The sequence below is a fragment of the Candidatus Saganbacteria bacterium genome, assembly GCA_016223245.1.
Lineage (GTDB): Bacteria > Margulisbacteria > WOR-1 > XYC2-FULL-46-14 > XYC2-FULL-37-10 > JACRPL01.
Window position 1 is genome coordinate 43,373 of record JACRPL010000007.1, and the last position, 25,471, is coordinate 68,843.

Here is a 25,471-nt window from a genome sequence, read left to right on the forward strand (position 1 = left end):
CGGGATTATGCAGTATGCGATAATCAATAAAGATAAAGTTGATGATTTTATTACCCGCCTCGCAGTCCAGGAAAAAGTTTATGCTCCAGTAGCCCGCGGATATGATAATTATTCGTTCGAAGAAGTGACATCAGGGAAAAATGTAGTTTCCGGCCGATATATCCCAACGATCCTCCCACCAAAAAAATACTTCATGCCCCAGCGCGAAACTCTTTTGGAATATAACCTAACCGAAGGCCAAAATATGAATGCGGTAGTTGAATACGAAAAAATGGCTATTTTCGGCGTGCATACTTGCGACTTGGCCGGTATCCAAGCGATGAATATGGTGTTTTCCGAAAAACCAGCGGACATAAATTATTTGATCAGAAAGAACAAGATAACGATCATCGGGCTCGAATGCATCGAATATTGCGACCAAAATGCGAGCTGCACGCTGGTCCATAACCATCTGCCGAATGGCGGGTACGATATGTTTTTTACGGATATCGGCGATTCTTTCTTTGTGCATGTAGCGACCCAAGCAGGCGAAGAGATAATCGAGAAGACAAAGGTGTTTTACGATGCCGACGCCCCCCATATGAGGCTGCTCGAGCAAGTCCGCGAAAGAAAGAAAAAAATATTCCACGACGAAGTCCCGATCGAATATCATGAGCTTCCCGAACTTTTCCAAAAAAGCTTTGATTCAAAAGTCTGGGATAATTTGGATAGCCGTTGCATCGCTTGCGGAAATTGTACCGCAGTATGCCCAACCTGCTATTGTTTTGATGTCAAAGAAGAGCCCGATCTTTCGCTTGTCCAAGGCAAACGATATAGGATATGGGATTCGTGCCAGAGCGAGCCATTCGCAAAAGTTTCCGGCGGCGAAAGTTTTAGGAAAATGCAGGGCGCAAGGCAGAGGCACAGGTATTTTCGTAAATTCAAATACCAATTTGACAAGTATTCCAGGCCGCATTGCACAGGATGCGGCAGATGCACAAGAGCTTGTATGGCAAAGATCAATTTAAAAGAAACCCTTAATGCATTGATCGCGGAGCACGCGTGAAAAAAGTAATTTTAAAAGATTCCAAATACGAAATTAAAAAGGGCAGGGTCGTAAGCGTTAGGCAGATGACCGACATGGAAAAGCTTTTCGAGATCGCTCTTCCCGGGAACCGGAGTTTGGACCATGAGCCCGGGCAATTTGTTGAAATGTCGCTTTTTGGCGTGGGTGAAGCGCCTATCTCTGTTTCCTCATCTCCCACAAAGCGTGGATCATTCGAAATGTGCGTAAGAAAAGTCGGGAAATTTACGAATGCCCTCCACAATCTTAAAGCAGGCGATGAAATAGGGGTCCGGGGCCCATTTGGAAAAGGTTTTCCGGTAAAACTATTGGAAGGAAACGATCTTTTATTCGTCGCGGGCGGGCTTGGGATCGTCCCGCTTCGGTCCTTGATAAATTTCGTCATCGATAATAGAAGAGATTTTGGAAAAGTGAACATTCTTCTTGGCTGTAAAACTCCCGACGACATGCTTTTTGGCGATGAAGTGGAAAACTGGCAAAAGCGCATAGATGTCAGCTTCAACTGCACCGTTGACAGGAGCGATCCCGATTGGAAAGGCAATGTTGGTTTGATAACATCGCTTATTCCCGGAGTTACATTGGCGCCAAACAGGACTTTTGCTGTTGTTGTCGGCCCGCCTATAATGTATAAGTTCGTTATAGGCGAGCTTTTGACAAAAAAGATTCCATCGCGGCAGATACTGGTTTCTCTTGAGCGGCATATGAAATGCGGCCTTGGGAAATGCGGCCATTGCCAGATCCAAAATTACTATTGCTGCCAGGATGGGCCGGTTTTTTCGTACGATAAGATAAAAAATATAAAAGAGGCTATATGACAAGACCAAAAGTCGCATTTTTCGATTTTACTTGTTGCGAGGGCTGCCAGCTCCAAGTTGCCAATATGGGGGAAGCGCTTGTTGATGTCCTCAATTTAATTGAGGTCGTCGAATTTCGTGAAGCGATGTCCGAGAAGTACGATGGAGAGCTCGATCTTGCGATCATCGAAGGAAGCATAACAACTCCGCATGATGTAGAAAGAATAAAAAAAATAAGAGCCAGATCTAAAGCTGTATTGGCGTATGGCTCATGCGCAACGATCGGCGGGGTCAACGGGATGAAAAACGCTTTCGATCTTAATGATATTCGAAAATATGTCTATGGCAAAGATTATGAGAAATTCGATACGCAAGAGACCAGAGCGGTCCACCAAGTTATCAAAGTCGATTATTTCGTAAACGGGTGTCCTGTTTATATCCCTGAATTTGTGACCGTTCTCAAAGCAGTTCTAGCCGGGCTTCCATACGCAGTTCCCGATCATGCAGCGTGTCTGGAATGCAAACTAAATGAAAACGTCTGCATGTATGATAAGGGAATTGGATGCTTGGGCCCTGTTACAAAAGCCGGATGCAATTCTTGGTGCATCAATAACGGTAATATATGTTATGGCTGTAGGGGAATGGTAACAAACCCGGCAGTCAACGGGGCTCGTGATGTTCTTACCAAATATAATATCCCGATGGATATGATCGTAAATAAGATGAATATGTATAACAAATGCAGGGAGATCGATCAAAATGCGAAACGTTAAAGTAAATGTCGAATATTTAACTCGAGTCGAGGGCCACGGGAATATTGTCGTAAATGTAAAAGACGGGAAGCTTGAAACATGCGAACTTCGGATAGTCGAGTCACCTCGTTTCTTTGAAGGTATGCTCCGAGGGCGATCAATATTTGAGGCCCAGCATATTACATCTCGAATTTGCGGGATATGCGCTTGCGGGCATTCGCTCGCTTCAATTCAAGCCGCTGAAGATGCGATCGGGTTTACGCCATCTCTTCAAACGATAAAACTTAGAAAATTCCTACTTCACATGGAAAATCTCGATAGCCATGTCCTTCATATTTATCTGTTGGTTGCACCGGACCTGCTCGGTGTTAAGAGCTTTGTTCCATTGATAGGATCTCATGAGCAAGTTGTAAGAAGGGCCCTGCGCATGAAAAAGACATGCAATGATATCTGCGATATTTTAGTTGGACGCCATGTCCATCCAATATCATCGATAGTCGGCGGATTTACAAAGCTTCCAAAAGAGAAAGATATTGATGCGATGCTCGATCATTTATACAAAATGCGCGCTGATATGAATGAGACGGTCGCGCTCGCCGCAACACTAAAATTTCCGCAGTTCGAAAGGGACACGGAATATGTCGGGCTTGTAAGCGATGATGCGGAATATCCGATGCTTTCGGGCGATATCGGATCAACAGATGGCGTCAGACTGAAAAAAGTCGATTATAAAAAAGCGACAAATGAGTTTATTGTTCCCCATTCAAGCGCGAAACATTCAAAATTAGGCAGAGGATCGTTCATGGTTGGAGCGTTGGCACGATTTAACCTTAATTCTGCAAAATTACATCCAAAAGCCAAAGAAATTGCAGCCGCGATCGGCCTAAAACCGAAATGCACAAATCCATATTTGAATACCGCCGCACAACTAGTCGAGAGCGTCCATTCCCTTGAAGATTCGATAAGTATTCTTGAGGATCTAAAGAGAACAGGCGTTAATTACCACGAAGAGATCATTGTCGGGCTAAATGAAAAAGGGACGATCCCTGTTAAGGCCGGTAATGGCGTCGGGGCAGTTGAAGTCCCGCGCGGGATCTTATACCACAACTATGAAGTCGATGATAAGGGGATAATTGTTAATGCGAACTGCATAATACCGACTGGCCAAAATCTGAACAATATCGAGCAGGACATGAAAAAGCTTGTTCCTGAAATATTGGATAGGACCGACGAAGAAATAACATTGGCGCTTGAAATGCTTGTCCGCGCTTATGACCCATGCATCTCTTGTTCCGCGCATTTCCTGGATGTTAAGTTTGTTAACCGCTGATGTAAAAAAATTATTTACTTCCGATGATCGCGGGATCACTTTAATAATAACTATAGGGAATAGTTTTCGGTCGGATGATGGAACTGGGCCTTATATATTTTCAAGATGCGAAATTCGAATTCCTAAATCCGAAACAAGTTCTAAATATACAATAATAAACGCAGAAGATAAGCCTGAAAATATTATAGATGAAGCGATAGCGTATAAGCCCGCGAGAACTATTATAATAGATGCGGCAGATTTCGGCGGAAAACCCGGGGAGGCGAGGATAATAGACCAGGAAAATATACCAAACACAACTTTAAGTACACACACTTTCCCAATTCCTATAATTGCCAAGATGTTGGAAAAAGATACCGGCTCAAAAGTTGTATTTTTAGGCATTCAACCTAAGAAGATCGAGTTTGGCGAAGGATTGTCAGTTGATGTTAAAAAAACTGCAGAGGAAATAATTGCCTGCATTAATAAATAGTTGTTATCCTGCGACTAAACGTCGCGGCTAACAAAAATCTGAGGAAACCGCGAAGTTTATTCGCAGGTTTCCGACAAATATGAGGAGGCTGAATTATGCATGAAATGCATTTGATAAATGACCTATTTGCCGATGTGTTAAAACATGCCAATGAAAACAAAGCAAAAAAAGTTACAAAATTATATCTACAAATGGGAGATTTTACGGAAATAAATCCCGACATCTTAAAATTCCATTTTAACGAGTTAGCTAAAGGGACGGCAATTGAAGACGCAGTTATTGATATAAAGCAAAGCGATAAGAGAGAGATAAGGCTTTTGTCTTTCGACTGCGAATAATATATGTGTTACGCGATACCGGGGAAAGTTTCTCAAATAGGCAACAAAAAAGCGACAGTTGATTACTTCGGTGAACAGAAAACTGCGATAAACGAGATCGAGGATCTTAAAATCGGCGATTATATCTACGCACAGGGCGGCTATGTTATAGAAAAAATACCGGAAAGCAAAGCTCTCGAGATATTATCCGTTTGGCGCGAAACATTTTTCGACCTCCACGATCTTGACCTTAGGCTTTCGCGCCTAGAACTCGAGAAAAATGGGATCGACAGGAAACTCGGTCAAATTCTGGATAATGCCGCGGAAGGGCTCGCATTAAAAAATTCCGATCTGTTGTATCTTCTAAAGCTTGAAAAAGAAAACGAACTTAATCTATTATTTAAAGCGTCAAATTTCCTAAGAGCAAAACATTTAAGCAATTCTTGCTGTGTGCACGGGATAATTGAATTCTCGAACCATTGTTCTCAAACCTGTAAATATTGCGGGATTTCTATAGAAAACAAAAATATTGCACGCTATAGGATGAGAAAAGCTGAAATTTCAGATACGGCATTTGATGCGATCAATAAAATGGGTTTTAAAGCGCTAGTTCTCCAAAGCGGCGAGGATCCTGGATATTCGGTTGATGACCTTTGCGAGATTGTAAGAGATATAAAATCCCGTTCCGCAGCGCTAATTTTCGTTAGTTTTGGCGAAGTCGGGATCGATGGATTGAAAAAAATATATGATGCCGGAGCTCGCGGCCTTCTTATGCGTTTTGAAACTAGCAATTCAGAATTGTACACTAGAATACATCCGGGATGCGAGCTTAAAACAAGGCTTGGGCATATCAGAGAAGCTTACAAGATGGGATATTTGATACTAACTGGCGGATTGATAGGCTTACCTGGCCAAACAATTGAAGATCAGCTTAACGATATCCTATTAACTAAAGAATTAAACGCCGAGATGTATTCATTTGGGCCTTTTATTCCGCACCCCGATTCGTTTTTAAGGGATAGGCATTCTCCAAAACCAAACGATATTTTGAAAGTTTTGGCTGTCAGCAGAATTATCGATCCTAAGAATGCAAAGATATTGGTTACGACGGGATTTGAAACAGTTGACAAAAAAGCTCGCGAGATCGGGCTCATGGCGGGAGCAAATTCGGTCATGCTAAATGTTACTCCAAAGAAATATAAAAAACTTTATAGTATCTATCCTAATCGCGCGCATGAAAATGAAGAACTTCAGGAACAAATTGGGACAACGCTTTCGCTTTTGAAGAGGTTGGGGCGAGCTCCCACTGATCTGGGCGTTTCTATCTGATAATGTAGCCTTCGAGCATTAAATCTTCTCCGACTCTCTCGCAAGTCAGATCTTTTAATTTTATGGCTCTGGATAACTTATCGATGCCGAGACCTTCTATCGGTGTTTTTGCTTTTTCCCCGCCAATAATCTTTGGCGAAACAAAAAAGTTTACTTTATCAACAATGCCGGATGATAATGCGTGAGCATTCGTGAGGCCGCCGCCCTCGATCAATATGCTCGCTATTTTTCTTTTTCCAAGCTCTTTCGTCAAATGATCAAGGTCAAGCAAGCCCTTTTTTGTTTTGATCTTGAGGACTTCCGCTTTTGTCTTGAGTATTTTTTGTAACTTTGCTTTTGGCGCATTGTCCGAAACGACCAATATGGTGTTTTCCGGCTCGATCTTTAATACTTTTGAATTTAGAGGGATCCGAGCCCTGGGGTCCAAAATTATCTTGATCGGATTCTTGATCTTGCCCGCAATTTCTCGAACAGTGAGTTCGGGATCATCTTTTATTACCGTATTTATCCCGACCAAAATCGCGTCGACAATATTTCTTAGATGATGCCCGCGAATGCGGGACTCGATGCCCGTTATCCAAAAACTATCTCCTGTCCTTGTGGCGATCTTCCCATCCATGCTCATCGCGGCTTTTAATATGACATATGGCCGGCCGGTCGTTATATGCTTTATAAAAACTTCGTTTATTTTTTTTGCTTCGTCTTCGAGCAAGCCGACTTTAACTTCGACGCCAGCTTCCCGCAGATCGGCGAATCCTCGCCCGGCAACCGACGGGTTAGGGTCTTGCATGGCGGCAATTACTGTTTTTATCCCGGATTTGATTATGCTTTGGGTGCACGGGGGATTATTTTTCTCCTCAAAGAAGCAGCATGGTTCAAGATTAACATAAAGTGTTGCACCCTGCGCCTCATTCTTTTCCTGCGCCTTTTTTATGGCCCAGGCTTCGGCGTGCGGCGTTGTAACTTCCGCATGGTAGCCGCTTGAAATGATCTTGCCGTCTTTTACAATGACCGAGCCGACCATCGGATCGGGCGATGTCCTCCCCTCCATCGATTTGGCAAGGCTTATCGCCTCGCTCATGAATTTTATATCGTCTTCAGTCCACATATGGCCTTCTTATAATCATTCGAATAAAAAACCGCGGAACCAGCGACCAATATATCGACTCCGGCGTTTATGGCATTTTTTGAATTGTCCAAATTGACCCCGCCGTCTATTTCAATATCGACTTTCAACTTACGCCTAACGATCTCCGATTTTAGGCGTTTAACCTTGTCCAAGGCTTCCGGTATGAACTTCTGGCCCTCGAAGCCTGGGTTGACAGACATTATAAGGACCATTGCGACCTTGTCCAATACATGGAATATGGATTCGATCGGTGTTTTTGGGTTAACAACAACGCCCGGCAGAACATTATTTTGCCTGATCAATTCTATGTCTTTGTCCAGGTCCTTTGATGTTTCCGCATGGATCGTGATAATATCCGCGCCAGCTTTTGCGAATACCGGAATGAACCTGTCGGGATTTTCGATCATTAGATGAACGTCCAAAGGAAGTTTTGTGATCTTTTTGCACGCTTTAACGACAAGCGGGCCGATCGTAATATTCGGGACAAAATGCCCGTCCATTACGTCTATGTGTATCAGGTCGGCGCCTGCAGACTCAACTTTTGCGACCTCCTCTTTCAGGAAGCCAAAATCCGCAGACAATATTGATGGCGCAACTTTTATCATTTTGTCTCTCCTCCATTGATTACTTCTATTTTTAGGCCGCTTGAATTTTGTGATTCCATTGTTAAGTTGGGGCTTATTACAACTGTAGGCGGGATCGGGTTCTCAACTCCGCTTTTCCCGATATCAATGCTCACAAATCTCCCGATTTTTACTGTTTTCCCGGGTTCCGGCCGTTGTCCTGTCACGATATTCGATTGCGAGTTGCGCGAATCTATATTAGCTTTAAGGCCCATCCTCTCGAGCCTTAATACCGCTTCATTCTCGCTTAATCCAACGACATCCGGGATCGTAGTTTCCGGAAGCGGCGCAAAATATCCAAAAAAGATTAGCGCCGATAATAGCGCCCCTGCCAAAATAATTATCAAAATAGTTGTTTTCATTTTATCTCATCAATATAGAATTGATTATGCCGTAAATGATCCCTGCGGCCGCGGAAAGAATGATCACAATCAAGAGGAAGAAGCTCCTCTTCCGCTCTTCTTTGATGATTTGCACCTCTTTTTCTTTGGGATGGGGAGTGTTTTCAAGCTCGATTAGCGGGAAATCAAAAGCGCCATGATCTTCGATTATTGATTTATGCTTGATGCTCTCTCCAAGTTCATTGATATTTTTGAATCTCAATAAGGGGTCGACTTGAAGGCATTTTGCCATGATCTCTTGGAGGTGCCTTGGCGCGCTGTCAATCCGCTTATATCTGGAATAGAACCTGTCGACAGGATTTGCGTAAGGGCTTTTTCCCCCGAGGAGCTTGTAGAGTATTACACCGAGCGAGAATATATCGGATAATGTTGTTGCCCGGCCTCCCGCCAATTCTTCGGGGGACAGGTTGTCGTCATTGAGCAGGATGGCCGCGGCTTTTTGAGGGATCGCTTCTTTGACCTCCCCTTCGATAACAAAATCGGCAAGCTTAACGCCGTCCTTATTTATGAATATATTCGTCGCTTTTAGCGCTCCATGTACAATGCCTTTGCTGTGCGAAGCAAAAAGGCCTTCACAAATTTCAAGCAGGATTTTCTCAATATCTGAAATTTCGAGGCGGTTAGTTTTCGAATATTCCTCAAGGTTTTGAGCTTTAATGTACGGCCTCACGAAATAAAATCCCTGCCATCCGTAATCCCCGTCAAGGAGCGGCACGATCCGGGCGCCTGAAAACTCCTGGAGCAATTTAACTTTCTGCTTCATAGTTTTAATAAGCGATGAATTAAGCGTCCCGCGCTTGTAGATCTTTATGATCACCGGCTGTTCTCCCGAAAGCGTTGTTCCATTATATGTAAGAGAGTACGGGTTTTCGCTTAATTTCTTGCCAGTTTTGAACCTGCTTTTGAGGAACTTGTCCATTGCCCAAATTATATCATAATAATAAAGTGAAATTATTTTATAAAGCGCACGAAAGACTATTGTAAGAAAGAAAGGGGAAAAATGGACATATCGAGAATCCCAAGCGCCAGACGATTCCTATTGAGGGGGACTGCATTGGCGGGCAATGCCGCATATAGGGCGGCAAGTTTGGTTTGGGGACTTCAGATAAGAAAAGCTGTAAATCTCCACCCAAATTCGTTTGTTCCTTCGCCGGATAGCGTTGAGGCGCAATCCCTGCACCGCATCGGTCCAATGCTCCAGCATGTCATAAAAGAAATGACAGGCGCGGAAATCCAGATCGCTGAAATCAGGCGAGTGCTTATTGAAGGCGCAAAAAAAGGCCTCTTGCATAATTTTGGTGAAAGAGTTTTTATTAATGAACACAGGGCAGGGGATCTTCTTGCCGCGCTTAAAGTTGATGTCGGCCGCGAAGCGGAGTTCAAAGATCTAGCAAGAAAACATTATCTATTAAGGGATTATTTTTTGGGCGAACAAGCGGGCGGTTATTTTGCAAGCAATTTAAGGGAGCTTCCCCGTGGATATTACAGCGACAGGAGTTATGCCGTCCCAACCCGCGACGGAAAAACCCTAAAGTTTCAAAGAGTGATAAACCAGGACAGGGTAAAAACAAACGATGGCAGTCCATCCATACTTTTGCTGCCGGGAATCGCCTGCAATCACAGGATTTTCAACTTAAGCGATTCGGATTCCCTTGCAATGGACCTGGCGGACCTGAAAAATTGGGTCTACCTTTTTGATCCGCGCGGGCTTGGTGAAAACAAGGGAGCCTTCGATCCGCACTGTTTTATTGATACCATTGCGCGAAATGATTTGCCGGCAGTTTGCGAATTCATTTCTAAAAGGCCGAATCCCCAAAAACCTGTGATCCTTATCGGCCACAGCATGGGCGGGCTCATTGCCGAATTTATGCTTGTAAGGCGCGCGTACAAATTGCAGGAAGTTCTTTCAAAGATCGTTCTTCCAGGAGAAAACTCTTTTAACATCAGAGGAAAGGCCAGGCCTGAAATTGAAAGATATCTCGATAATGTCGAATCGATCTGTGAAAGAGATGGGCTTGACCACGATCTGCCGGCTTTGATCGCGGAAGCGAGGGAGCATCTTTCTGTATTAAGATCGGTCAAGGGACTTATTACTCTTGGATCGCCAAAAATATTCGACAAGAATTCCCATCCTCTTTATCCCCTTCTTCTAATGCTGAATATTATTATGCCGCTTCTTGGCCAGGAAGAAGTCCCTGTCGACATTGTAAAGCAATTAGTAAGGGTCTTTCCGCAGATTTCGCTTGGGGCGCGTCTGCTTATCAATGCTGAAAATTTTGATGATCCAAACGGGTTCCTTGCTAAATTTATAAAAGACGGGTGCGACAGCTTTCCCCTTGGCGTTGGTCTGCAATTCTTGAAAGCGATCTATTCTGGGAAAAGCGTCAGAGGAATGGGAAAAAGCAAATATGACTATGCCATGAATATCGATTTGCTCCCGGTTGACATCCCGATCTATCAAATCGTTGGGGCAGATGATGTCTTATGCCCGCCCTTTGCGCTGTCGTTCATTGATCCTCAAATGAATGATAATAAAAACCTGAATTTATCAGCCTATCCCCAATATTCCCATGCTGAAAAACGAGTTTATCGGATCTCGAAACGAGGCGATATCCCAGCAATTGGGCCAAACCCAAATAGAGCGATGGGTTTTGTGGTGGATGGCGTAGGGCATATCGACCTGCTTTTTGGAAAAAGATATGAAGAACTGATCAAGCCGCTACTCATGAGGCTTGTGGCGACCATATAATCGTGAGTTGAAAAGTGAAATTCGTGAGTTAATTAGACGATAAATATACAGGACAGAGTATCAGGTTATCAGGGAATCGGGATATCTGGGGAAATTAAAATGGACACAACAGATAAACATTTTGATAAATACAGCATAGGCAACAAAACCTACACGAAGCCTGTCGACCTTGGGCCAAAAGCATGGGGAAGGATCCAGGAAAGCAATCCCGGTCGTTTCGTGGATATCTTGTCGGGTAAATTTTCGGAAAAATTACCAGAGAAAAAAGTTAACATTAACAAATAGGGGCGAGTTTTGTGGATAAGACACAAAAAGTAATTGAATATATCAATCATCATCTTATGGCTGATTATCTCCAGAAGCTTGTTAATGTCAAAATGGGGAAAATAACTTTATTTTCCGTAATGCCATTCACTGGCGCGCCAAATGTATCCGATCCGCATTATTATATAAAGATATTAAACCCTGAATTAGTGGCCGAACTCCTAAAGAAAGACCTGAATTAGCCCCAACCGAGCTTTTTGCGAAGCAATCCCCATAGATCATATTCTTTAAAGCGGATGAACTTTGTTTTTTCATTTGCTATTTCAATTGTAACTTTGTCGTCAAGATTTAATACTGAAATTTCTTGCCCGTCGGTCGTCAAAAGAACCTCGTCGCCTTTTAATATTTCAATAGTACATTTTTTCTCAAGAATAATCGACCTGTTGGCCGCCCTGTGCGGGCAGATCGGCGACAGCACATAAGCTTTTACAAAAGACGGAAGTATCGGCCCCATTACGGCAAAGTTGTAAGCAGTTGATCCTGTCGGGGTTGCGGCTATAAGCCCGTCTGAAATATAATCCGCAAGATGCTCATTCCCAAGGCTCGCGCGTAATTTTATGGTCCTGGATATTTCCTTCCTGCAGATGACGGCATCGTTTAGGGCCAACAATTCCTTAACGACTTTATTTTTGCGGATAACCGAAGCTTTGAGCATCAGCCTTTCATCTATTATAAATTTTTTATTCTTAACCTTGGCAAGCGCTTCGCTTATTTCGTCCAGAGAGATCTCGGATAGCATTCCAAGCCCGCCCAAATGGACGGGCAAGATCGGGATATTATTTTTGCATGCAAACCGAGCGGCGCGAAGGATCGTCCCGTCGCCGCCAAGGGTTAAAATGAGATCAACCTTGTCCATATTATTTTGCGAGGTCGTAACTTTAAATAAATGGAAAAAGTCTTTTGCAAGCTTTGCGGCCGTTCCCGCGATAAGGTCATCCTCTAATTTATATATTATCCCTAATTTCTTCATGTTTAAAACAGCTTCAGCTGGGCCATCAATGCGATGATAGCTCCAACAGCCAATATAATAGATAATACGACCAATATTGTAAAGAATGTTTCTTTTTCGGGTTTTGGGAATTCAAAATCAATTTCATGAAGTTCACGCCGGTTCAGGCCCAAAAGCAGAAGGGCGTGCAAAGGATAGGCTTTTTTGAGTTCTATGAATTTTCTATAGGAAATCGGGTCCATTACGTCAACGTCGGCTTGTGAGACGACCTTTACGATATATTTTTTGTTGAGCTTTTCCGCTTCAAAATCCGCGGATATTTTTCCCAGATGGGTCTTCCCGTCGATAATTACAACCAAAGGGGCGGATTTTTGTCTGCTTAATATGGAAAATCCGTTCTTTTGGAGAAAACCCTCCGCATCGGACTCGTTAAAATCGGGTATGAACTTCGGGTTCCTGTCAAATATCAGTCTATATAGGGCCAAGAATATCAATAAGCCTAAAATGATGCCGAGAAGCAAAATAATCGAGTATATCAATTTGGCGTATCTCTCAAGAACTTGGCGGCTTCTTCCGGAATTACGGTATTTATGTATATCCCCGAACCAAGCTCAAACCCTGCGACAGCGGAGACCCTGGGGAGTATCTGGATGTGCCAATGGTAGAATTCCACATCCTTTTCGTGGCAGGGAGACGAGTGGATGACATAATTGTAATCGGGATTTTTTAGCGAATGATAAATTTTCCCCAAAGTCTGTTTTGTAATGAAGGCCAGCTCTTTGGAGTGTTCGGGCGTTATCGACTCAAAAGAGGAGCTATGTTTTTTTTGCAATACCCAAGTTTCAAAGGGCGAACGCGAAGCGTAAGGCTCGAATGCGACAAAATTATCGGTTTCCATTACTATCCGGTCTTTCATCGCGAGTTCTTTTTTTATCATGACGCAATAGACGCATTCCCCGTTATCGTCGAAATAGCGCATAGCTTCCTCGAGCTTATGGCGGATATGCTGGGGAGTTATAGGGCTCGCAATTATTTGCGAATGCGGATGCCTGACCGATGTCCCGGCCGCGGCGCCATGGTTCTTAAAGACCATGACCATTTCGAACCTGGGGTCTTGGCTTAATGTAATATATCTTTCCCTGTAAGCGAGGAATATTTCTTCGACTTGTTTTTGGTCCATCTGGGCGATAGATTCGTTATGTCTTGGGTTTTCGATCAGGACTTCATGCTCGCCAATGCCGTTCATAAAACGGAAATAATTGTCCAGTTTTTGCCTATGAAGGTTCCCTTGCGGGACCAATGCCGGATACCTGTTCGGGATGATCCTGATCCACCATCCGGGAGAATTGGGTTTCGTACCGAACGTCCTGTATGACAGGATCTCGGGCGGCGTCTGGGTTTCGTTCCATTCGCAAAATGGGCAGTCATGAACTTGCTTTGCCACTTCAACGGGGGCAACTACCGGGGCAAAATCTTCGGGGCGTTTTGCTCGCTCGGTCGCGATTATGACCCATTCTTTTGTCGCGGGATTTTGCCTAAGCTCTGGCATGCCCTGATTCTAGCATAACTTGAGGCCGTGTGGTAGAATATTTACAGTGAAAAAGCTCGTTTTTCTATTCTTCCTCATCATTATATTTTTCCAAGCAGGGTTTGCAGAAAGCAAGCCTGATCTGGCGATGGGTTTCCAATATCTGAACGACAAGCAATACGCGAAAGCGGAAACTTCATTTTCAAACGCGCTCTCGTCCGAAGCTCTTTTGCAGGAATATGCTTTGTACGGGCTCGCGCAATCCCAATATCTCCAGGCAAATTACGCGTCGGCCGCCTCGAATTTTTCAAGATTTTTGGACGACCATAACGACAGCATTCTGCTTGAGAACGGGGGATATTATCTTATTTTAAGCTATTCAAATGCCAATATGACCGACGAAGCTTTATCCTCGGCCGACGAGTATTTGAAAAATTACCCCGACGGCAAATACGCCGCATATATCGCTTTCAAAAAAGGCGAGATACTGCAAACCGAAGACGATTTTCGCAATGCCTTCCGTGCGTGGAACGAGGTAGACCTTTTTTATCCATTAAGCTCGTACGCGAAATTGGCGCGAATAAACATGAAATCTATCGCTGAAGTCCATAGGTCATTAAAATATCATCCAAACCCGAAGATCCTCTTTGCAAAAGGTGAAGATGCTTTTAACAGAAACGATTTTGATACGGCTTCCGCCATATTCAACCGCTTGGCGCGGGAGTTCCCTAAGCATAAACTGACCGCGAAAGCTTTTTTAATGCTTGGCCGCGCTGAAATGGAAAAAGGGAGCGATGATTCCTCTATAAAAGATATCGAGAAAAGCTATGAAATGTCGGATACGACGCAGCAAGGCAAAAGCCTTTATTACCTTGGCCGCGCGAACGCGAGGCGCGGAAGATACGAAAGAGCCGCAAATATAATGTATAAAGCCGCAACGAGATATCCTCGTTCGGAATATGCCGACAGCGCGCTTTATTATCTTGGATTTTATTTTGAAAAGCTTGATATGGGCGATTCCGCACTTTGGGCATATATGACCCTGATCAATAATTACCAAAAGAGCTATTTTATAGACGACGCCATATTAAAAGCAGGCCGCCTGTATTATGTTAAAGGCGATTATAAGGCATCTCATGATATTTATGGCATTGCAAAAAGTTTAAGGGTCGGGTCCGAAACTCCGCAGTGCCTTTTTATGTGGGGGCTAACGGCCGAGAAATTGGGAAATATCCCGAATGCTTCCGGGATCTACTATTATTTGGCGGAAAGATTTGACCATACATATCAAGGCTATCGCGCTTTGGAAAAATTAACGAAGCTCGGATACGCGACTCCGAGGATGCAAGACGATGTTTCGCGGGCAAAAGGATCGAATGAAGCCAATATCGAGGAAGTTATGAAGGATTGGCAGGATAGTAATCCGCAGATGCTTGATTCGATGGAGGTTTCGAATAGGATAAATAAATATGAACGGCTTGCCGATATGGGGCTTGAAGATTTTGCGTATCAGGAAGTCAGGCAGCTTCTTTCTAAAACAGACGACGGGCAAAAAGAATCCGCCCAAATGACCTTGGGCAGGGTCATGCAGAGGTCCGGAGAATATGCTCGGCCTATAAGTTTGGTCGAAGGCGGGATACGAAGCGCCGTACTTTCCGGTTCCGCATCGAAGATACCCCAAGAAAAATGGATGCTTGCATATCCCAAGGGTTTCTGGGATAAGGTACAGGAGTCGTCGAAAAAACACGGCGTTGACCCGTATCTGGCATTGGCCGTCATCAGGGAAGAAAGCAGGTTCAACCCCAAGGCGGTATCCCGCTCCAAAGCAAGGGGGCTCATGCAAATAATGTACGGGACAGGGAAAGGCCTGGCTAAAAGCCTTAAAATTAAACCATTCAAAAAATCGACAATGTTCAATCCCGAAACGAATATCGAAATGGGAACATTATATCTTGCCGATCTGATAAGGAGCTTCAACGGAAACCAATCGCTGGCGCTTGCAGGCTATAACGGCGGGCCAAATAGGGTGAGACGTTGGTTTAATAATTGGTATAATGGGGATTATGATAAATTGGACATTGACGAGTTTGTCCAGAACATCCCGTTATCGGAAACCAGGAAATATGTGCAGAAAGTAATGGGAAGCTATTATGAATACAAGAGGATATATGACTGAAGAAGTAAAGATCGTCACACTCGATAAAAGAGAGGCGGACCCGGACCTGTCGTCCATCCGCCCAAAGAAACTTGATTCGTTCATCGGGCAGACAGCGCTAAAAGAGAATTTAAAGATCGCAATGCATGCGGCGCATAATCGCGGGGAAGCGCTTGAACATATCCTGTTTTACGGGCCTCCTGGCCTTGGGAAAACAACTTTAGCAAATATTGTCGCGGAAGAAGTCGGCGCACAAATAAAAACTACTTCGGGCCCGGCAATTGAAAGGCCGGGAGACTTGGCCGCTATTCTTACAAATCTTAAAGAATCGGACATTCTTTTTATCGATGAGATCCATCGATTGAATCATGTAGTTGAAGAAGTCCTCTATCCTGCGATGGAAGATTTTGGCCTCGATATCGTGATAGGAAAGGGCCCTAGCGCCCGCAGTATTCGATTGGATCTTCCCAAATTTACTTTGATTGGCGCAACAACAAGAATCGGGCTTTTAACTTCTCCTCTTCGCGACAGGTTTGGGATGATCGGGCGATTGGAATTCTACACAACCCCCGATCTTGAGCAGATAGTAACGAGAGCCGCGTCGGTTTTAAATATAAAGATCAAACCTGAAGGCGCGAAAGAGATAGCAAGGAGGTCTCGCGGGACCCCCCGAATCGCGAATAGGATACTTCGAAGGGTAAGAGATTTCGCCCAGGTGAAAGCCAATGGTGTTATTGACCTGAAAGTTGCCCACGAAGCGCTCGATAATTTAGGTATCGATAATTTGGGGCTCGATCTCGTCGATAGAAAACTTTTGAAAGCCTTGATCGAGAAATACGGGGGAGGGCCTGTTGGCGTCGAGACGCTTGCGGCGTCAATTTCCGAAGAACCGGATACCCTGGAAGATGTTTACGAGCCATATCTTATGCAGATAGGCTTTATCGATCGAACGCAGAGGGGCAGGATGGCGACGGCGTCCGCTTTTGAACATTTAGGGATCAAGCCGAAAAAACAGAATATCGAGCCCGAAAAATTATTTAGAGAGGAATAAATATGAAAAAAAGAATAGCCGAAGTTCATAGAAAGACAAAAGAGACCGATATAAAGATAAAAATAAATATTGATGGCACGGGGAAAAGTAAAATAAAATATCCGATCCCATTTTTATCGCATATGCTCACTTTGTTTTCTAAACATGGGCTAATTGACCTGGATCTTCTGGCGAAGGGTGACTTGGAAATCGATATGCACCATTTGATCGAAGATACAGGCCTAACATTGGGCGAAGCATTCGCTAAAGCTTTAGGTAAAAAAGAAAAGATCGAGAGATACGGACATGCGGCCGTGCCGATGGACGAATCATTGGCTAAGGTCGAAGCGGCTGTTGATATTTCAGGGAGGCCGCATTTTACTTTCAAAGCAAAATTTGAAAAAGAATTAATATATGCCGAAATCGGGAAAGATCGTGTAAAACTTGCGCTTGATTCGGAAATGCTTAGGGAATTCTTCGAGTCGTTCGTTTACAAAGCGGGAGTATCTTTGCATATCGATCTTGTACGCGGGAAAAATACCCACCATAAAATAGAAGCGATCTTTAAGGCTTTTGGAGTCGCACTTCAAAGGGCTTGCGAAATAAATCCCAGGAAAAAAGGAATTTCATCGACTAAAGGAACTTTGTGATCCTCTTTTTTGCTCTTTCCCAAATATCTTTGTATGTCGCTTCTCCTGACATAAGTTTTCCGAACATCTCCGTGGCATTGGGATTTTTAACGCCTTTATCATAAGCGAACTTCGGGAAAGTATAAAAGAATTTTGCAAGCTTATATGAGATCTTGAGGTCGGGATACATTTTTTCTTTAATGCTTTTCTCGTAATGCGAAGTGGCCTCTTTTTTAATGGCTTCCGCAGCGAGCTTCCCGCTTTTTATCGCGTAACTTATCCCTTCACCCGCAAGCGGATCCATAAGATTTGCCGCGTCGCCGACCAAGATGATCCTTCGAGTTATGAGCTTTCTTTCTTTTTCAAAATACGGGAGCGGATGCGCATGCAGCTGCTCTTTGTAAAATTCATATCCCAAATATTCCAGCCATTTGAAAAGTTTTTCTTTTATTATTTTGTCCCGGACGTTAAAAGTGCCTATACCCAAAGATAAATGGTCTTTTTTAGGGAAAGACCAGGCATAGCCTCTTTTAATTAGGCCAAAGCCGAATTCGACTCTGTTATAAAGGTCGGGATCGATCGCTGGAAGCTCGATCTCAAGACCTATTCCCATTTTTTTCTTGGCGCCCAAGCCCGATAATTTCGAAATATTGCCCAACGCGCCATCAGCGCCGATCAAATATTTTCCTTCCCATGAATGCTTCGAATCGGAAACCACAACCGATCCATTCTTAACATCCAATTTATTGATATTTGTTCCATCTATGAGTTCGCAGCCGGCTTTGACCGCATTTTGCGCGAGTAAATAATCAAATTTGTCGCGCATGACCATCATTACGATCGCTTCTTTTGCAACAGATTCCATTTTTGATTTTAAGTTGTAGGTGTACGCGATCTTATAAACTTCTCTTTCAATTACAGATGAAATATCAAAATCGAGGAATGGGAGGATTGATTTTGGGATGCCGCCGCCGCAAGTTTTATATCTCGGTAATTTCTCTTTTTCAAGAAGAAGGACTTTGAGGCCTGATTTTGCGAGTTCATATGCGGCCGTGCATCCCGCAGGTCCCGCTCCAACTACGATTGCGTCAAACATGCTAATGTTTGCGGGAATGTTTTACTTGGTCTTTATTTACAAAAAACTGGACCCAAATTATTAAGCTTATCCCAAAGATGCTAACAAGCGCGAAAGGCAAATAATAAAGATAATCAGGCATTTTTTTTCACTTCCTTGATTGATCCATTATAGTATAGCAATAAAGCTCCGGTCAACATAACGAATGAGCTAAAAACTCCCCAAACAAAGAGAACGAGATCAAATTTGCTGCGGAAAAACATACCGATAACAATCATGGCAAATAATATTTGGAATATTTTAACGCAAATATTTGCCAAGAACTTTAAAAAATCACTTTTTATCATCATTTTCCTCCTAGATGATATGCGGCGTTATAAGAAACACGATCTCGGTTTTTGTTTTCTCAACCGTCCTGTTTTGAAAAAATAAATTCAATATTGGGAATTGGCCGATGATCGGGATCCTGGAAACATTTACTCTTTCCGTTTCAGAATCCAAGCCGCCAACAACGATCGTTTCGCCGTTTTTTACCCTTAAAGTCGCTGAAGCATTTCGCGACGAAATTACCGGGAATTCCCCTGCGGCTGTTGCCCTCCATTCCGAAATTGACGACACTTCGGGTTCAAGTATCGCTACGATCTGGTTGTCTTTTCCTATTTGTGGCGTGATCTTAAGCCTCACTCCCGCATCGATATAATTTATTGTCCATTGAGTTGTTGTTGACGATGACGAAACCGGGACTGCGAACGGAATTCGGCTGCCGATATTTATTATTGCCTCATGATTATCAAGGGTAGCTATTCTTGGTGATGCTACAACATTTGCCTTGCCATCTGCTAATAGGCAATTCAGGGTGCTTTTAATGTCTTCATTCTTTCCGTTAAGAAATTTGAAAATGCCGCTATTGTGGTCGATCCCGAATCTAATGGAATCATTCTTTGATATCTCAACAACTTGCCCCTCGATCAATATTTGCGGGATAGGCTTATCTATTTTTTGAATAACATCGTAAGCTTCTGCGACATCGCTATCTTTTCCCCTTATGATGACCGTGTTAGCTCTTTCGCTTGCGACAGTCGTAAGTTCCGGTGCAATTTTAGAAATAAGAGCTGTAACTTTTTCTCCGGATAGATGTTTTAATTCGATCGATCTGCTGACTTTTTTATACCCCGTTTGCGATTGGTCTTGGGGTAGGGTTGAAACGAGGATAGTCTTTCCTTTTTTCTCGAATGTTAACCCGTTAGTTCTCAAGACATATTCGATCGCTTCTTCAGCTGTAACATTTTTGAGATGAAGAGATACTCTTTTCTGTGCGGTTGAATCTCCTCCGGCGACCAGATCAAATCCTGCTTGCGAAGCCAAGGCTTGAACGGCATCTATGACCGACGCGTCGACAAAATCGATCTTCGGTATCAAATTATCGGCATAAGCAAACCCCGAGATAGGAAAAGTCAACAAAACGAACACAATTATTTTTCTAAACACAATAACACTCCTTTATCGGATATTTTTTTGACGCGGTATTCCGCGAGTTTATCCCCGCAATTTACAATATTCCCTTTACCCGCGACCTCGATCAGGGCGGCTAATTTTTCCGAAGATAATATCCCAGCCAGCCTGATGTAGCCAATGTTTGATGCGACAGGGGTAGAATTTAAAGATAAATTGATCGAATTGGAGTTCTTATTGAAGCTAAAGATTTCTTTATTTGTCTCAACCTCTTTTGTCGCTTCGATCGTTATTTTCGCCCCCTCTTTTCCTAAAGGCTCCGAAGGCGAACAAGAAGAGATCAACGGAACGAGCAAAATTAATAGGATCAATTGTTTCATGGAATACTTGTAGCAATTTTGATGCCACCCCCTCTGTCCCTCGACAGAGCTCGGGACATCTCCCCCTTATCAAGGGGGAGAATGAGAGGGGGTTGAAAGGCGAGATGCGGAAATCGTCAGATCTTGATTATTTCTTCGTCAGTTGCGAGTGCGCGGCGTCCCACATAATATCTATTGGGGCATCTTCGTCTGTAAACATTGAGAAGGCCATAGCGCCTTGCCGGACCAGCATTCCGAGGCCCGAAACCCCTCTGGCTTTTGCGGCTTTGGCAAGTTTTAATAATTTTGTTTCTTGAGGATTGTACACCAGATCGTAAACAAGCAGATCTTTGTGGAGCTTTATTTCTTTAGGAAGAGGGCATGCGTCGACTTTCGGGTGCATTCCGATCGGCGTCGCATTGACCAAGAGCTGCGCTTTGTCCAGTTTTTTCCCTATATCATGGGGGAGAAACGCGATGCATTTTGAATCGAATTCGGAGCTTACATAGTCCGCCAATTCTTTTGCTTTGTTATAGTCCGTATCGCTTATCGTTATGCTTTTTGCTCCGCATTCCGCGAGCATTACAGCTATTGACCGTCCCGCTCCGCCGGCGCCAAGCAGTACAGCCGATTTGTCTTTGGGGCTAAACCCGGCGTCTTCGCTTAACGATTCGATAAAGCCGGGCCCGTCGGTGTTGTAGCCTATCAAAGTCCCGTCCCTGTTTACGACCGTGTTCACTGCGCCGATAAGCTCGGGAAGCTTTGTGGCTTCATCTAAGTAATCCATAATTCTTTCTTTATATGGGATCGTCACGTTGAAGCCGAGAAAATGAAGGGCCCTGAAGCCTTCGACCGCTTCTTTGAGCTCGGCTTCGGAAACTTCGAAAGGCAGATACTGCGCATTTATGCCCAAACTTTTGAACGCGGCATTATGCATCGCGGGGGAAACAGTGTGTCCTAAGGGAAATCCCAGCAATCCTACAGTTTTCATGGGAAGAGTATAGCATCGGCGTTGTTTTGAGTCAAAAATAATAGTACAATACGCATGGAACAAGCTTTCAACCGAGGAGGCTGCATGAAAAAAGCAAAAGTAGGGATCATAATCGGATCGGAATCTGACCTTCCGCTTCTTGAAAAAACCACAAAGATCCTCATAGATCTTGGGATCGATTACGAACTTTTGATCGCGTCTGCCCACAGAAACCCTGAAAAAGCGGTCAATTTCGCGAAAACAGCCGAAAAAAAATTCGACGTGATAATCGCAGGCGCCGGAATGGCGGCCGCATTGCCGGGCGTTGTCGCCGCGCATACAAATCTTCCTGTGATCGGGCTTCCTGTTTCATCAAAAGCATTGCAGGGGCATGACGCACTTTTTTCGATCGTTCAAATGCCTCCGGGAGTGCCAGTAGCAACAGTTGCGATCGATGGCGCAAAGAATGCGGCGATACTCGCCGCACAAATATTGGCATTGAAATTCCCGAAAATTAAATTAAAGTTAAGTAAAATGAAAAAAGAGCTCGGGGGTAAAAAATGATAAATATAGTTGATATAGTTGTTGCTGTCCTATTAATGCTATATCTTCTAAAGAATGCGGGCGGGGGAATTAAATTAGTTAAAAACTTTCTCGCGGTTTCATTGATACTTGTTATTTTCGGGATCCTATCACAACTATTGTTGAGTTCGCCTCTCAATTTCCCGGCGCTTAAAGTTATTAGCGACTCGTATTCATTCAAAGTTTCAAATTTGCTGGTCAGGGTAGTGTATCCGCCGCTAAAAAACAGCGCCCCAAAGATCGACAAATTCATCAGTGAAAAGATGATCGCGACGCCAACTCCCGAAGTTTCGGTTCCGACAATTAAAATGGATGGATTGTCCCTTGAGTCGATGCCCAAGCTTTCACTTCCAAAGCCAAGCATTACATTTAAATGAAAAAGTATATAGTTTTGATCGGCGACGGCATGTCCGACTTGCCGCTAAAAGAATTGGGGAATAAAACGCCTCTTGAAGCGGCAAACACTCCTAATCTTGATTTTTTGGTCCAAAACGGCAGAGCCGGTTTTGTTTCAAATACTCCCAAGAAATTGCCACCCGGATCGGATGTTGCCGCAATGTCCATATTTGGATCCGACCCGATGAAATATTATACGGGCCGAGGACCGCTTGAAGCCGCATCCCTTGGAGTAAAATTAAAAAGCGACGATATCGCCTTCCGCTGTAATCTTGTAACTATTGCCGACGGGAAAATGGCAAGTTTTACCGCCGACCATATTACGACTAAAGAAGCTTCGGAACTGATCAAGGCCCTGAACAAAAGTTTAGAAAGGCGCGGAATAAAATTCTATCCAGGGTTGTCGTATAGGCATCTTTTAGTAATGACAAATGACAAATGTCAAATGTCAAATTTGAAATGTATTCCCCCGCATGATATTAGCGGCAAAGAGATCAAAAGTTTTCTTCCTCAAGGGAAGGGATCGGAAGTTATTAGGGACCTTATGAGCGAATCGATCGTTCCACTCCTGAAACATCCAGTCAATTTGAAAAGGATCAAAGAAGGCAAAAAGCCTGCGAGCATGATCTGGCTTTGGGGGCAGGGGGAGGAGCCAAAGCTTGAGACTTTTAAAAAACAATTCGGAAAAACCGCCGCAGTGATCACCGCCGTCCATTTATTAAAAGGCTTGGGCAAAATATTGGGAATGGAAGTCCCGGATGTAAAAGGCGCCACGGGTTTTCTTGATACAAATTATAAGGGCAAAGAGGATGCCGCATTAAGAATGCTAAAAAAACACGACGTTGTTTTTATCCATGTTGAAGCTCCTGACGAATGCGGCCATATGGGCGACATCAAGGGTAAAATAAAAGCGATCGAAGATTTTGACAGCAAGATCGTCGGTGCTTTATTGGCCTGGACATTGGAACATAGCGACATAGAAACAAAGCTCCTCGTATTACCCGACCATCCAACCCCTATCAAATACATGACCCATACGCATGATATGGTGCCATTTGTCGTTTACGGGAATAAGATACAAGATACTGGATACAAGATGCAGATCAAAAGATTTACAGAGAAAGAGATCAAGAAGTCTAAGATAATAATTAGCCATGGATATAAGCTTATCAAGGAACTTTTGAAAAAATCAGGATAGAAGCATTTGCACACTTTGCCTTGCTTGTTGCGCATATAATAATATGCTAAGATTAGCTTATTGCGATATTTTCCTCGAGGTGAACCTGCCGGCTTAAGGCAGGGAAATTGCTATTAATATAGTAGAGGTGATTAATATGTCGACAAGATTACAGCCCCATTCATATTCCCCGCAGAAGGAATTTCTTCCGCTCATTTTAGGAAAAGATAAACTCCAAAAGAAAGACATCGGCAAGATCGAGCTTTTCAACGCCGGCTTGCAGAACGAGATACATAAATCCGATTCGGTAGAGGTTGCGATCAGGAAGATTGTCCGCATGGCCTTGGCTGCGGAGTTTGGCCCATCGCTTGTTAAAGCGAAGGGGGCCGAGGCAATGGTCGAAACAATCGTCCGCGGCATCATGGCCGATAATACATTGAGGAAGCAGGCTATAATTATTATAGATAAATTTGCAAAATGAATTCAGTCCTTGTCGTTGACGACGAGTTTTCAATAAGGGAATCCTTCAAGCTCATCCTGTCGCCTGCATACGAGGTCCTTCAGGCGGCGACGGGCGAGGGGGCTCTCAAGCTTACCGTTGACAATGTGGTCGACCTGGTTTACCTGGACATCCGGATGCCGGGGATGGACGGGATCGAGACCCTCAAGCGCCTCAAAGAGATTTCCCCCCAAACGGAAGTCGTCATGGTCACCGCAGTAAACGATGTCCAAAAAGCTTCTGAAGCCATTAAAATAGGTGCCTTCGACTATGTCGTAAAGCCATTCGATGTCGAAAAGATTCAAAACCTTACGCGGGATATATTAAGGAGAAAAAATATCCTTGCTTCCATCCGGGGGATCGGCGAGCTTTCCGTTCCCAGCTTGGTCGGCAGGACGGAAAAGATAAACCAGATCATGAAAAGGATCGAGGGGATTTCGGGTTCATTCGATTGGGCGCTCATTACTGGAGAAGCAGGCGTCGAAAAAGAATGGATAGCAAGGCTCATAAACGATTTGTCGCCTGAACCAAAAAGGTTCGCCGCTATTAATTGCAAAGGAAGGTCGGCCGCATATTTGAATAAAAAGCTTTTCCCTGGAAAGATGGGCAACAGCACCACAGAGCTTTCAAGAGATGGCGGCCTCATAAACTCCGCCCAGGTTTTATTTATTGATAATATCGAATATTTGCCGCAGGAGACGCAAGAAAAACTTCTTAAAGCGCCTATAAGGCTCATTTGCGGGGCTATCGTCAACCTCAAAGAGATCAACTTCAATAACGAGCTTTGGCAAAAATTAAGCGCCGTGCAGTTTGAAATCCCGCCGCTTAGGGAAAGGGCTGCGGACATACCGATAGTGATCGATTATTTTTTCAACGAATCCAAAAAAAACCACAATTCGAAGATAAAAGAGATTTTCCCTGGCGCGCTTAATATCTTTTCTGCTTACACTTGGCCTGGGAACATCGATGAGCTCCAGGCGGTAATCGAGCGGCTGGTATTGACCGTCAACAAGCCTTTTATCGAGGAGAACGACCTGCCGATCCATATTCTTCTTTCAAATTCAGTTTCCCATACCCTTTCCCTTGAGGACGCTTATTCTGAATTTGAAAAAAAATTCATTGGTAAAATACTTGAGATGAATTCGCAAGACAAAGAAAAAACCGCGAGGGCGCTCAACATCAAACCGCTTGTTTTGGATTCAAAATTGTAGTATGCCCGAGGCCCGCCAAAGGCGGGCAAGCCGGACCTGCCTGCAGAAATATTAACCTTTGCGCGAACCTTTTTCCAATCGCGGAGCGATTGACTTTCCGCCAGAGGCGGACAGGCACACGCGCCGAGCGCGTGGTGGCTTGAAACCCAATCGTACGCGCGGAGCACCTGCCAACG

Annotated in this window: 30 protein-coding genes; 18 read left to right on the forward strand and 12 right to left on the reverse strand. The window is 43.9% G+C overall.

Annotated features, from left to right (window positions below; genetic code table 11):
* Positions 1-7 precede the first annotated feature (7 nt).
* The 7 genes from HZC34_03240 (at position 8) to hydE (ending at position 6,057) form a co-directional block, all read left to right on the forward strand.
* Positions 8-1,045 (forward strand): 4Fe-4S dicluster domain-containing protein, encoded by a 1,038-nt coding sequence (locus HZC34_03240; GenBank protein ID MBI5700846.1) that lies wholly within the window; start codon positions 8-10, stop codon positions 1,043-1,045.
* Positions 1,042-1,878, forward strand: a complete 837-nt coding sequence (locus tag HZC34_03245; protein ID MBI5700847.1) for an FAD/NAD(P)-binding protein — start codon at positions 1,042-1,044, stop codon at positions 1,876-1,878. Before HZC34_03240 ends, HZC34_03245 begins: the two co-directional genes overlap by 4 nt.
* Positions 1,875-2,630 (forward strand): cytochrome B, encoded by a 756-nt coding sequence (locus HZC34_03250; GenBank protein ID MBI5700848.1) that lies wholly within the window; start codon positions 1,875-1,877, stop codon positions 2,628-2,630. Before HZC34_03245 ends, HZC34_03250 begins: the two co-directional genes overlap by 4 nt.
* On the forward strand, positions 2,617-3,939 hold the full coding sequence (locus HZC34_03255; protein MBI5700849.1) for a Ni/Fe hydrogenase subunit alpha: 1,323 nt from the start codon (positions 2,617-2,619) through the stop codon (positions 3,937-3,939). Before HZC34_03250 ends, HZC34_03255 begins: the two co-directional genes overlap by 14 nt.
* A complete protein-coding gene (gene hycI, locus HZC34_03260) occupies positions 3,926-4,411 on the forward strand; it encodes a hydrogenase maturation peptidase HycI (GenBank protein MBI5700850.1) in 486 nt (161 codons plus the stop codon). Before HZC34_03255 ends, hycI begins: the two co-directional genes overlap by 14 nt.
* 95 nt (positions 4,412-4,506) lie before the next feature.
* Complete coding sequence (locus HZC34_03265; GenBank protein ID MBI5700851.1) at positions 4,507-4,749, forward strand: hydrogenase maturation nickel metallochaperone HypA; 243 nt, start codon at positions 4,507-4,509, stop codon at positions 4,747-4,749.
* Positions 4,750-4,752: 3 nt separating this feature from the next.
* Positions 4,753-6,057 carry a [FeFe] hydrogenase H-cluster radical SAM maturase HydE gene (gene hydE / locus HZC34_03270; protein ID MBI5700852.1) on the forward strand — a complete coding sequence of 435 codons (1,305 nt, stop codon included), beginning with the start codon at positions 4,753-4,755 and terminating at the stop codon, positions 6,055-6,057.
* On the opposite strand, the gene ribD is transcribed toward hydE, so the two are convergent.
* From ribD to HZC34_03290, 4 genes are read right to left on the reverse strand one after another with little or no spacing between them, the layout of a single operon-like run.
* Positions 6,050-7,165: a bifunctional diaminohydroxyphosphoribosylaminopyrimidine deaminase/5-amino-6-(5-phosphoribosylamino)uracil reductase RibD gene (ribD, locus tag HZC34_03275; GenBank protein MBI5700853.1), complete on the reverse strand. Its 1,116-nt coding sequence runs from the start codon at positions 7,163-7,165 to the stop codon at positions 6,050-6,052. The two genes, hydE and ribD, sit on opposite strands and share 8 nt — an antisense overlap.
* Complete coding sequence (locus HZC34_03280; protein MBI5700854.1) at positions 7,144-7,791, reverse strand: ribulose-phosphate 3-epimerase; 648 nt, start codon at positions 7,789-7,791, stop codon at positions 7,144-7,146. The genes ribD and HZC34_03280 overlap by 22 nt, the downstream gene beginning before the upstream one ends.
* Positions 7,788-8,171 carry a PASTA domain-containing protein gene (locus HZC34_03285; protein MBI5700855.1) on the reverse strand — a complete coding sequence of 128 codons (384 nt, stop codon included), beginning with the start codon at positions 8,169-8,171 and terminating at the stop codon, positions 7,788-7,790. Before HZC34_03285 ends, HZC34_03280 begins: the two co-directional genes overlap by 4 nt.
* A gap of 1 nt (position 8,172) precedes the next feature.
* The gene (locus tag HZC34_03290) at positions 8,173-9,129 is read right to left on the reverse strand and encodes a protein kinase (GenBank protein ID MBI5700856.1); all 957 of its coding nucleotides are present in this window, start codon (positions 9,127-9,129) and stop codon (positions 8,173-8,175) included.
* 81 nt (positions 9,130-9,210) lie between these two features.
* On the opposite strand from HZC34_03290, the gene HZC34_03295 reads away from it, so the two are divergent.
* The 3 genes from HZC34_03295 (at position 9,211) to HZC34_03305 (ending at position 11,465) form a co-directional block, all read left to right on the forward strand.
* On the forward strand, positions 9,211-10,959 hold the full coding sequence (locus HZC34_03295; GenBank protein ID MBI5700857.1) for an alpha/beta fold hydrolase: 1,749 nt from the start codon (positions 9,211-9,213) through the stop codon (positions 10,957-10,959).
* Between the two features lie 99 nt (positions 10,960-11,058).
* Positions 11,059-11,244 carry a hypothetical protein gene (locus HZC34_03300; protein MBI5700858.1) on the forward strand — a complete coding sequence of 62 codons (186 nt, stop codon included), beginning with the start codon at positions 11,059-11,061 and terminating at the stop codon, positions 11,242-11,244.
* Between the two features lie 11 nt (positions 11,245-11,255).
* On the forward strand, positions 11,256-11,465 hold the full coding sequence (locus tag HZC34_03305; GenBank protein MBI5700859.1) for a hypothetical protein: 210 nt from the start codon (positions 11,256-11,258) through the stop codon (positions 11,463-11,465).
* Here the strand turns inward: HZC34_03305 and HZC34_03310 are convergent.
* Genes HZC34_03310 through galT form a run of 3 tightly spaced genes read right to left on the reverse strand, consistent with a single transcriptional unit; the run spans position 11,462 to position 13,781 of the window.
* On the reverse strand, positions 11,462-12,253 hold the full coding sequence (locus HZC34_03310; protein ID MBI5700860.1) for an NAD(+)/NADH kinase: 792 nt from the start codon (positions 12,251-12,253) through the stop codon (positions 11,462-11,464). The genes HZC34_03305 and HZC34_03310 overlap by 4 nt on opposite strands.
* A 2-nt stretch (positions 12,254-12,255) precedes the next feature.
* On the reverse strand, positions 12,256-12,753 hold the full coding sequence (locus tag HZC34_03315; protein ID MBI5700861.1) for a hypothetical protein: 498 nt from the start codon (positions 12,751-12,753) through the stop codon (positions 12,256-12,258).
* 14 nt (positions 12,754-12,767) lie between these two features.
* Positions 12,768-13,781, reverse strand: coding sequence for a galactose-1-phosphate uridylyltransferase (gene galT / locus HZC34_03320; protein MBI5700862.1), 1,014 nt, complete (start codon positions 13,779-13,781; stop codon positions 12,768-12,770).
* A 46-nt stretch (positions 13,782-13,827) separates the two neighbouring features.
* On the opposite strand from galT, the gene HZC34_03325 reads away from it, so the two are divergent.
* Genes HZC34_03325 through hisB form a run of 3 tightly spaced genes read left to right on the forward strand, consistent with a single transcriptional unit; the run spans position 13,828 to position 17,595 of the window.
* On the forward strand, positions 13,828-15,936 hold the full coding sequence (locus HZC34_03325) for a transglycosylase SLT domain-containing protein (GenBank protein ID MBI5700863.1): 2,109 nt from the start codon (positions 13,828-13,830) through the stop codon (positions 15,934-15,936).
* Positions 15,929-16,966, forward strand: coding sequence for a Holliday junction branch migration DNA helicase RuvB (gene ruvB / locus HZC34_03330; protein ID MBI5700864.1), 1,038 nt, complete (start codon positions 15,929-15,931; stop codon positions 16,964-16,966). Before HZC34_03325 ends, ruvB begins: the two co-directional genes overlap by 8 nt.
* Positions 16,967-16,968: 2 nt before the next feature.
* Positions 16,969-17,595, forward strand: a complete 627-nt coding sequence (gene hisB, locus HZC34_03335; protein MBI5700865.1) for an imidazoleglycerol-phosphate dehydratase HisB — start codon at positions 16,969-16,971, stop codon at positions 17,593-17,595.
* Here hisB and HZC34_03340 read toward each other — a convergent pair.
* From HZC34_03340 to HZC34_03360, 5 genes are all read right to left on the reverse strand, one after another.
* A complete protein-coding gene (locus tag HZC34_03340; GenBank protein MBI5700866.1) occupies positions 17,579-18,670 on the reverse strand; it encodes a geranylgeranyl reductase family protein in 1,092 nt (363 codons plus the stop codon). The two genes, hisB and HZC34_03340, sit on opposite strands and share 17 nt — an antisense overlap.
* A gap of 113 nt (positions 18,671-18,783) precedes the next feature.
* Positions 18,784-18,999 carry a hypothetical protein gene (locus HZC34_03345; GenBank protein ID MBI5700867.1) on the reverse strand — a complete coding sequence of 72 codons (216 nt, stop codon included), beginning with the start codon at positions 18,997-18,999 and terminating at the stop codon, positions 18,784-18,786.
* Between the two features lie 7 nt (positions 19,000-19,006).
* Positions 19,007-20,137 (reverse strand): secretin and TonB N-terminal domain-containing protein, encoded by a 1,131-nt coding sequence (locus HZC34_03350; GenBank protein MBI5700868.1) that lies wholly within the window; start codon positions 20,135-20,137, stop codon positions 19,007-19,009.
* The gene (locus HZC34_03355) at positions 20,122-20,481 is read right to left on the reverse strand and encodes a hypothetical protein (protein ID MBI5700869.1); all 360 of its coding nucleotides are present in this window, start codon (positions 20,479-20,481) and stop codon (positions 20,122-20,124) included. Before HZC34_03355 ends, HZC34_03350 begins: the two co-directional genes overlap by 16 nt.
* Before the next feature lie 127 nt (positions 20,482-20,608).
* Positions 20,609-21,451 (reverse strand): shikimate dehydrogenase, encoded by an 843-nt coding sequence (locus HZC34_03360; protein ID MBI5700870.1) that lies wholly within the window; start codon positions 21,449-21,451, stop codon positions 20,609-20,611.
* An 84-nt stretch (positions 21,452-21,535) separates the two neighbouring features.
* Here HZC34_03360 and purE point away from each other — a divergent pair, with 84 nt between their 5' ends.
* The 5 genes from purE to HZC34_03385 all read left to right on the forward strand — a co-directional run bounded on the left by purE (position 21,536) and on the right by HZC34_03385 (position 25,295).
* Positions 21,536-21,994 (forward strand): 5-(carboxyamino)imidazole ribonucleotide mutase, encoded by a 459-nt coding sequence (purE, locus tag HZC34_03365; protein ID MBI5700871.1) that lies wholly within the window; start codon positions 21,536-21,538, stop codon positions 21,992-21,994.
* Positions 21,991-22,389: a hypothetical protein gene (locus tag HZC34_03370; protein ID MBI5700872.1), complete on the forward strand. Its 399-nt coding sequence runs from the start codon at positions 21,991-21,993 to the stop codon at positions 22,387-22,389. Before purE ends, HZC34_03370 begins: the two co-directional genes overlap by 4 nt.
* Positions 22,386-23,606 (forward strand): cofactor-independent phosphoglycerate mutase, encoded by a 1,221-nt coding sequence (locus HZC34_03375; protein ID MBI5700873.1) that lies wholly within the window; start codon positions 22,386-22,388, stop codon positions 23,604-23,606. Before HZC34_03370 ends, HZC34_03375 begins: the two co-directional genes overlap by 4 nt.
* A gap of 136 nt (positions 23,607-23,742) precedes the next feature.
* The gene (locus HZC34_03380) at positions 23,743-24,066 is read left to right on the forward strand and encodes a hypothetical protein (GenBank protein MBI5700874.1); all 324 of its coding nucleotides are present in this window, start codon (positions 23,743-23,745) and stop codon (positions 24,064-24,066) included.
* Positions 24,063-25,295: a sigma-54-dependent Fis family transcriptional regulator gene (locus HZC34_03385; protein ID MBI5700875.1), complete on the forward strand. Its 1,233-nt coding sequence runs from the start codon at positions 24,063-24,065 to the stop codon at positions 25,293-25,295. Before HZC34_03380 ends, HZC34_03385 begins: the two co-directional genes overlap by 4 nt.
* The last annotated feature ends 176 nt before the right edge of the window (positions 25,296-25,471 follow it).

Excerpts from the sequence above, each read along its gene's own strand:
- galT (MBI5700862.1), bottom strand. The coding sequence starts at position 13,781 with ATGCCAGAGCTTAGGCAAAATCCCGCGACAAAAGAATGGGTCATAATC.
- HZC34_03285 (MBI5700855.1), bottom strand. The coding sequence starts at position 8,171 with ATGAAAACAACTATTTTGATAATTATTTTGGCAGGGGCGCTATTATCG.
- HZC34_03265 (MBI5700851.1), top strand. The coding sequence starts at position 4,507 with ATGCATGAAATGCATTTGATAAATGACCTATTTGCCGATGTGTTAAAA.
- HZC34_03355 (MBI5700869.1), bottom strand. The coding sequence starts at position 20,481 with ATGAAACAATTGATCCTATTAATTTTGCTCGTTCCGTTGATCTCTTCT.
- HZC34_03240 (MBI5700846.1), top strand. The coding sequence starts at position 8 with ATGCAGTATGCGATAATCAATAAAGATAAAGTTGATGATTTTATTACC.
- hydE (MBI5700852.1), top strand. The coding sequence starts at position 4,753 with ATGTGTTACGCGATACCGGGGAAAGTTTCTCAAATAGGCAACAAAAAA.
- HZC34_03290 (MBI5700856.1), bottom strand. The coding sequence starts at position 9,129 with ATGGACAAGTTCCTCAAAAGCAGGTTCAAAACTGGCAAGAAATTAAGC.
- HZC34_03295 (MBI5700857.1), top strand. The coding sequence starts at position 9,211 with ATGGACATATCGAGAATCCCAAGCGCCAGACGATTCCTATTGAGGGGG.
- HZC34_03370 (MBI5700872.1), top strand. The coding sequence starts at position 21,991 with ATGATAAATATAGTTGATATAGTTGTTGCTGTCCTATTAATGCTATAT.
- ribD (MBI5700853.1), bottom strand. The coding sequence starts at position 7,165 with ATGTGGACTGAAGACGATATAAAATTCATGAGCGAGGCGATAAGCCTT.
- HZC34_03300 (MBI5700858.1), top strand. The coding sequence starts at position 11,059 with ATGGACACAACAGATAAACATTTTGATAAATACAGCATAGGCAACAAA.
- HZC34_03250 (MBI5700848.1), top strand. The coding sequence starts at position 1,875 with ATGACAAGACCAAAAGTCGCATTTTTCGATTTTACTTGTTGCGAGGGC.
- HZC34_03360 (MBI5700870.1), bottom strand. The coding sequence starts at position 21,451 with ATGAAAACTGTAGGATTGCTGGGATTTCCCTTAGGACACACTGTTTCC.
- ruvB (MBI5700864.1), top strand. The coding sequence starts at position 15,929 with ATGACTGAAGAAGTAAAGATCGTCACACTCGATAAAAGAGAGGCGGAC.
- HZC34_03375 (MBI5700873.1), top strand. The coding sequence starts at position 22,386 with ATGAAAAAGTATATAGTTTTGATCGGCGACGGCATGTCCGACTTGCCG.
- HZC34_03380 (MBI5700874.1), top strand. The coding sequence starts at position 23,743 with ATGTCGACAAGATTACAGCCCCATTCATATTCCCCGCAGAAGGAATTT.
- HZC34_03280 (MBI5700854.1), bottom strand. The coding sequence starts at position 7,791 with ATGATAAAAGTTGCGCCATCAATATTGTCTGCGGATTTTGGCTTCCTG.
- HZC34_03385 (MBI5700875.1), top strand. The coding sequence starts at position 24,063 with ATGAATTCAGTCCTTGTCGTTGACGACGAGTTTTCAATAAGGGAATCC.
- hisB (MBI5700865.1), top strand. The coding sequence starts at position 16,969 with ATGAAAAAAAGAATAGCCGAAGTTCATAGAAAGACAAAAGAGACCGAT.
- HZC34_03255 (MBI5700849.1), top strand. The coding sequence starts at position 2,617 with ATGCGAAACGTTAAAGTAAATGTCGAATATTTAACTCGAGTCGAGGGC.
- purE (MBI5700871.1), top strand. The coding sequence starts at position 21,536 with ATGAAAAAAGCAAAAGTAGGGATCATAATCGGATCGGAATCTGACCTT.
- HZC34_03345 (MBI5700867.1), bottom strand. The coding sequence starts at position 18,999 with ATGATGATAAAAAGTGATTTTTTAAAGTTCTTGGCAAATATTTGCGTT.
- HZC34_03310 (MBI5700860.1), bottom strand. The coding sequence starts at position 12,253 with ATGAAGAAATTAGGGATAATATATAAATTAGAGGATGACCTTATCGCG.
- HZC34_03340 (MBI5700866.1), bottom strand. The coding sequence starts at position 18,670 with ATGTTTGACGCAATCGTAGTTGGAGCGGGACCTGCGGGATGCACGGCC.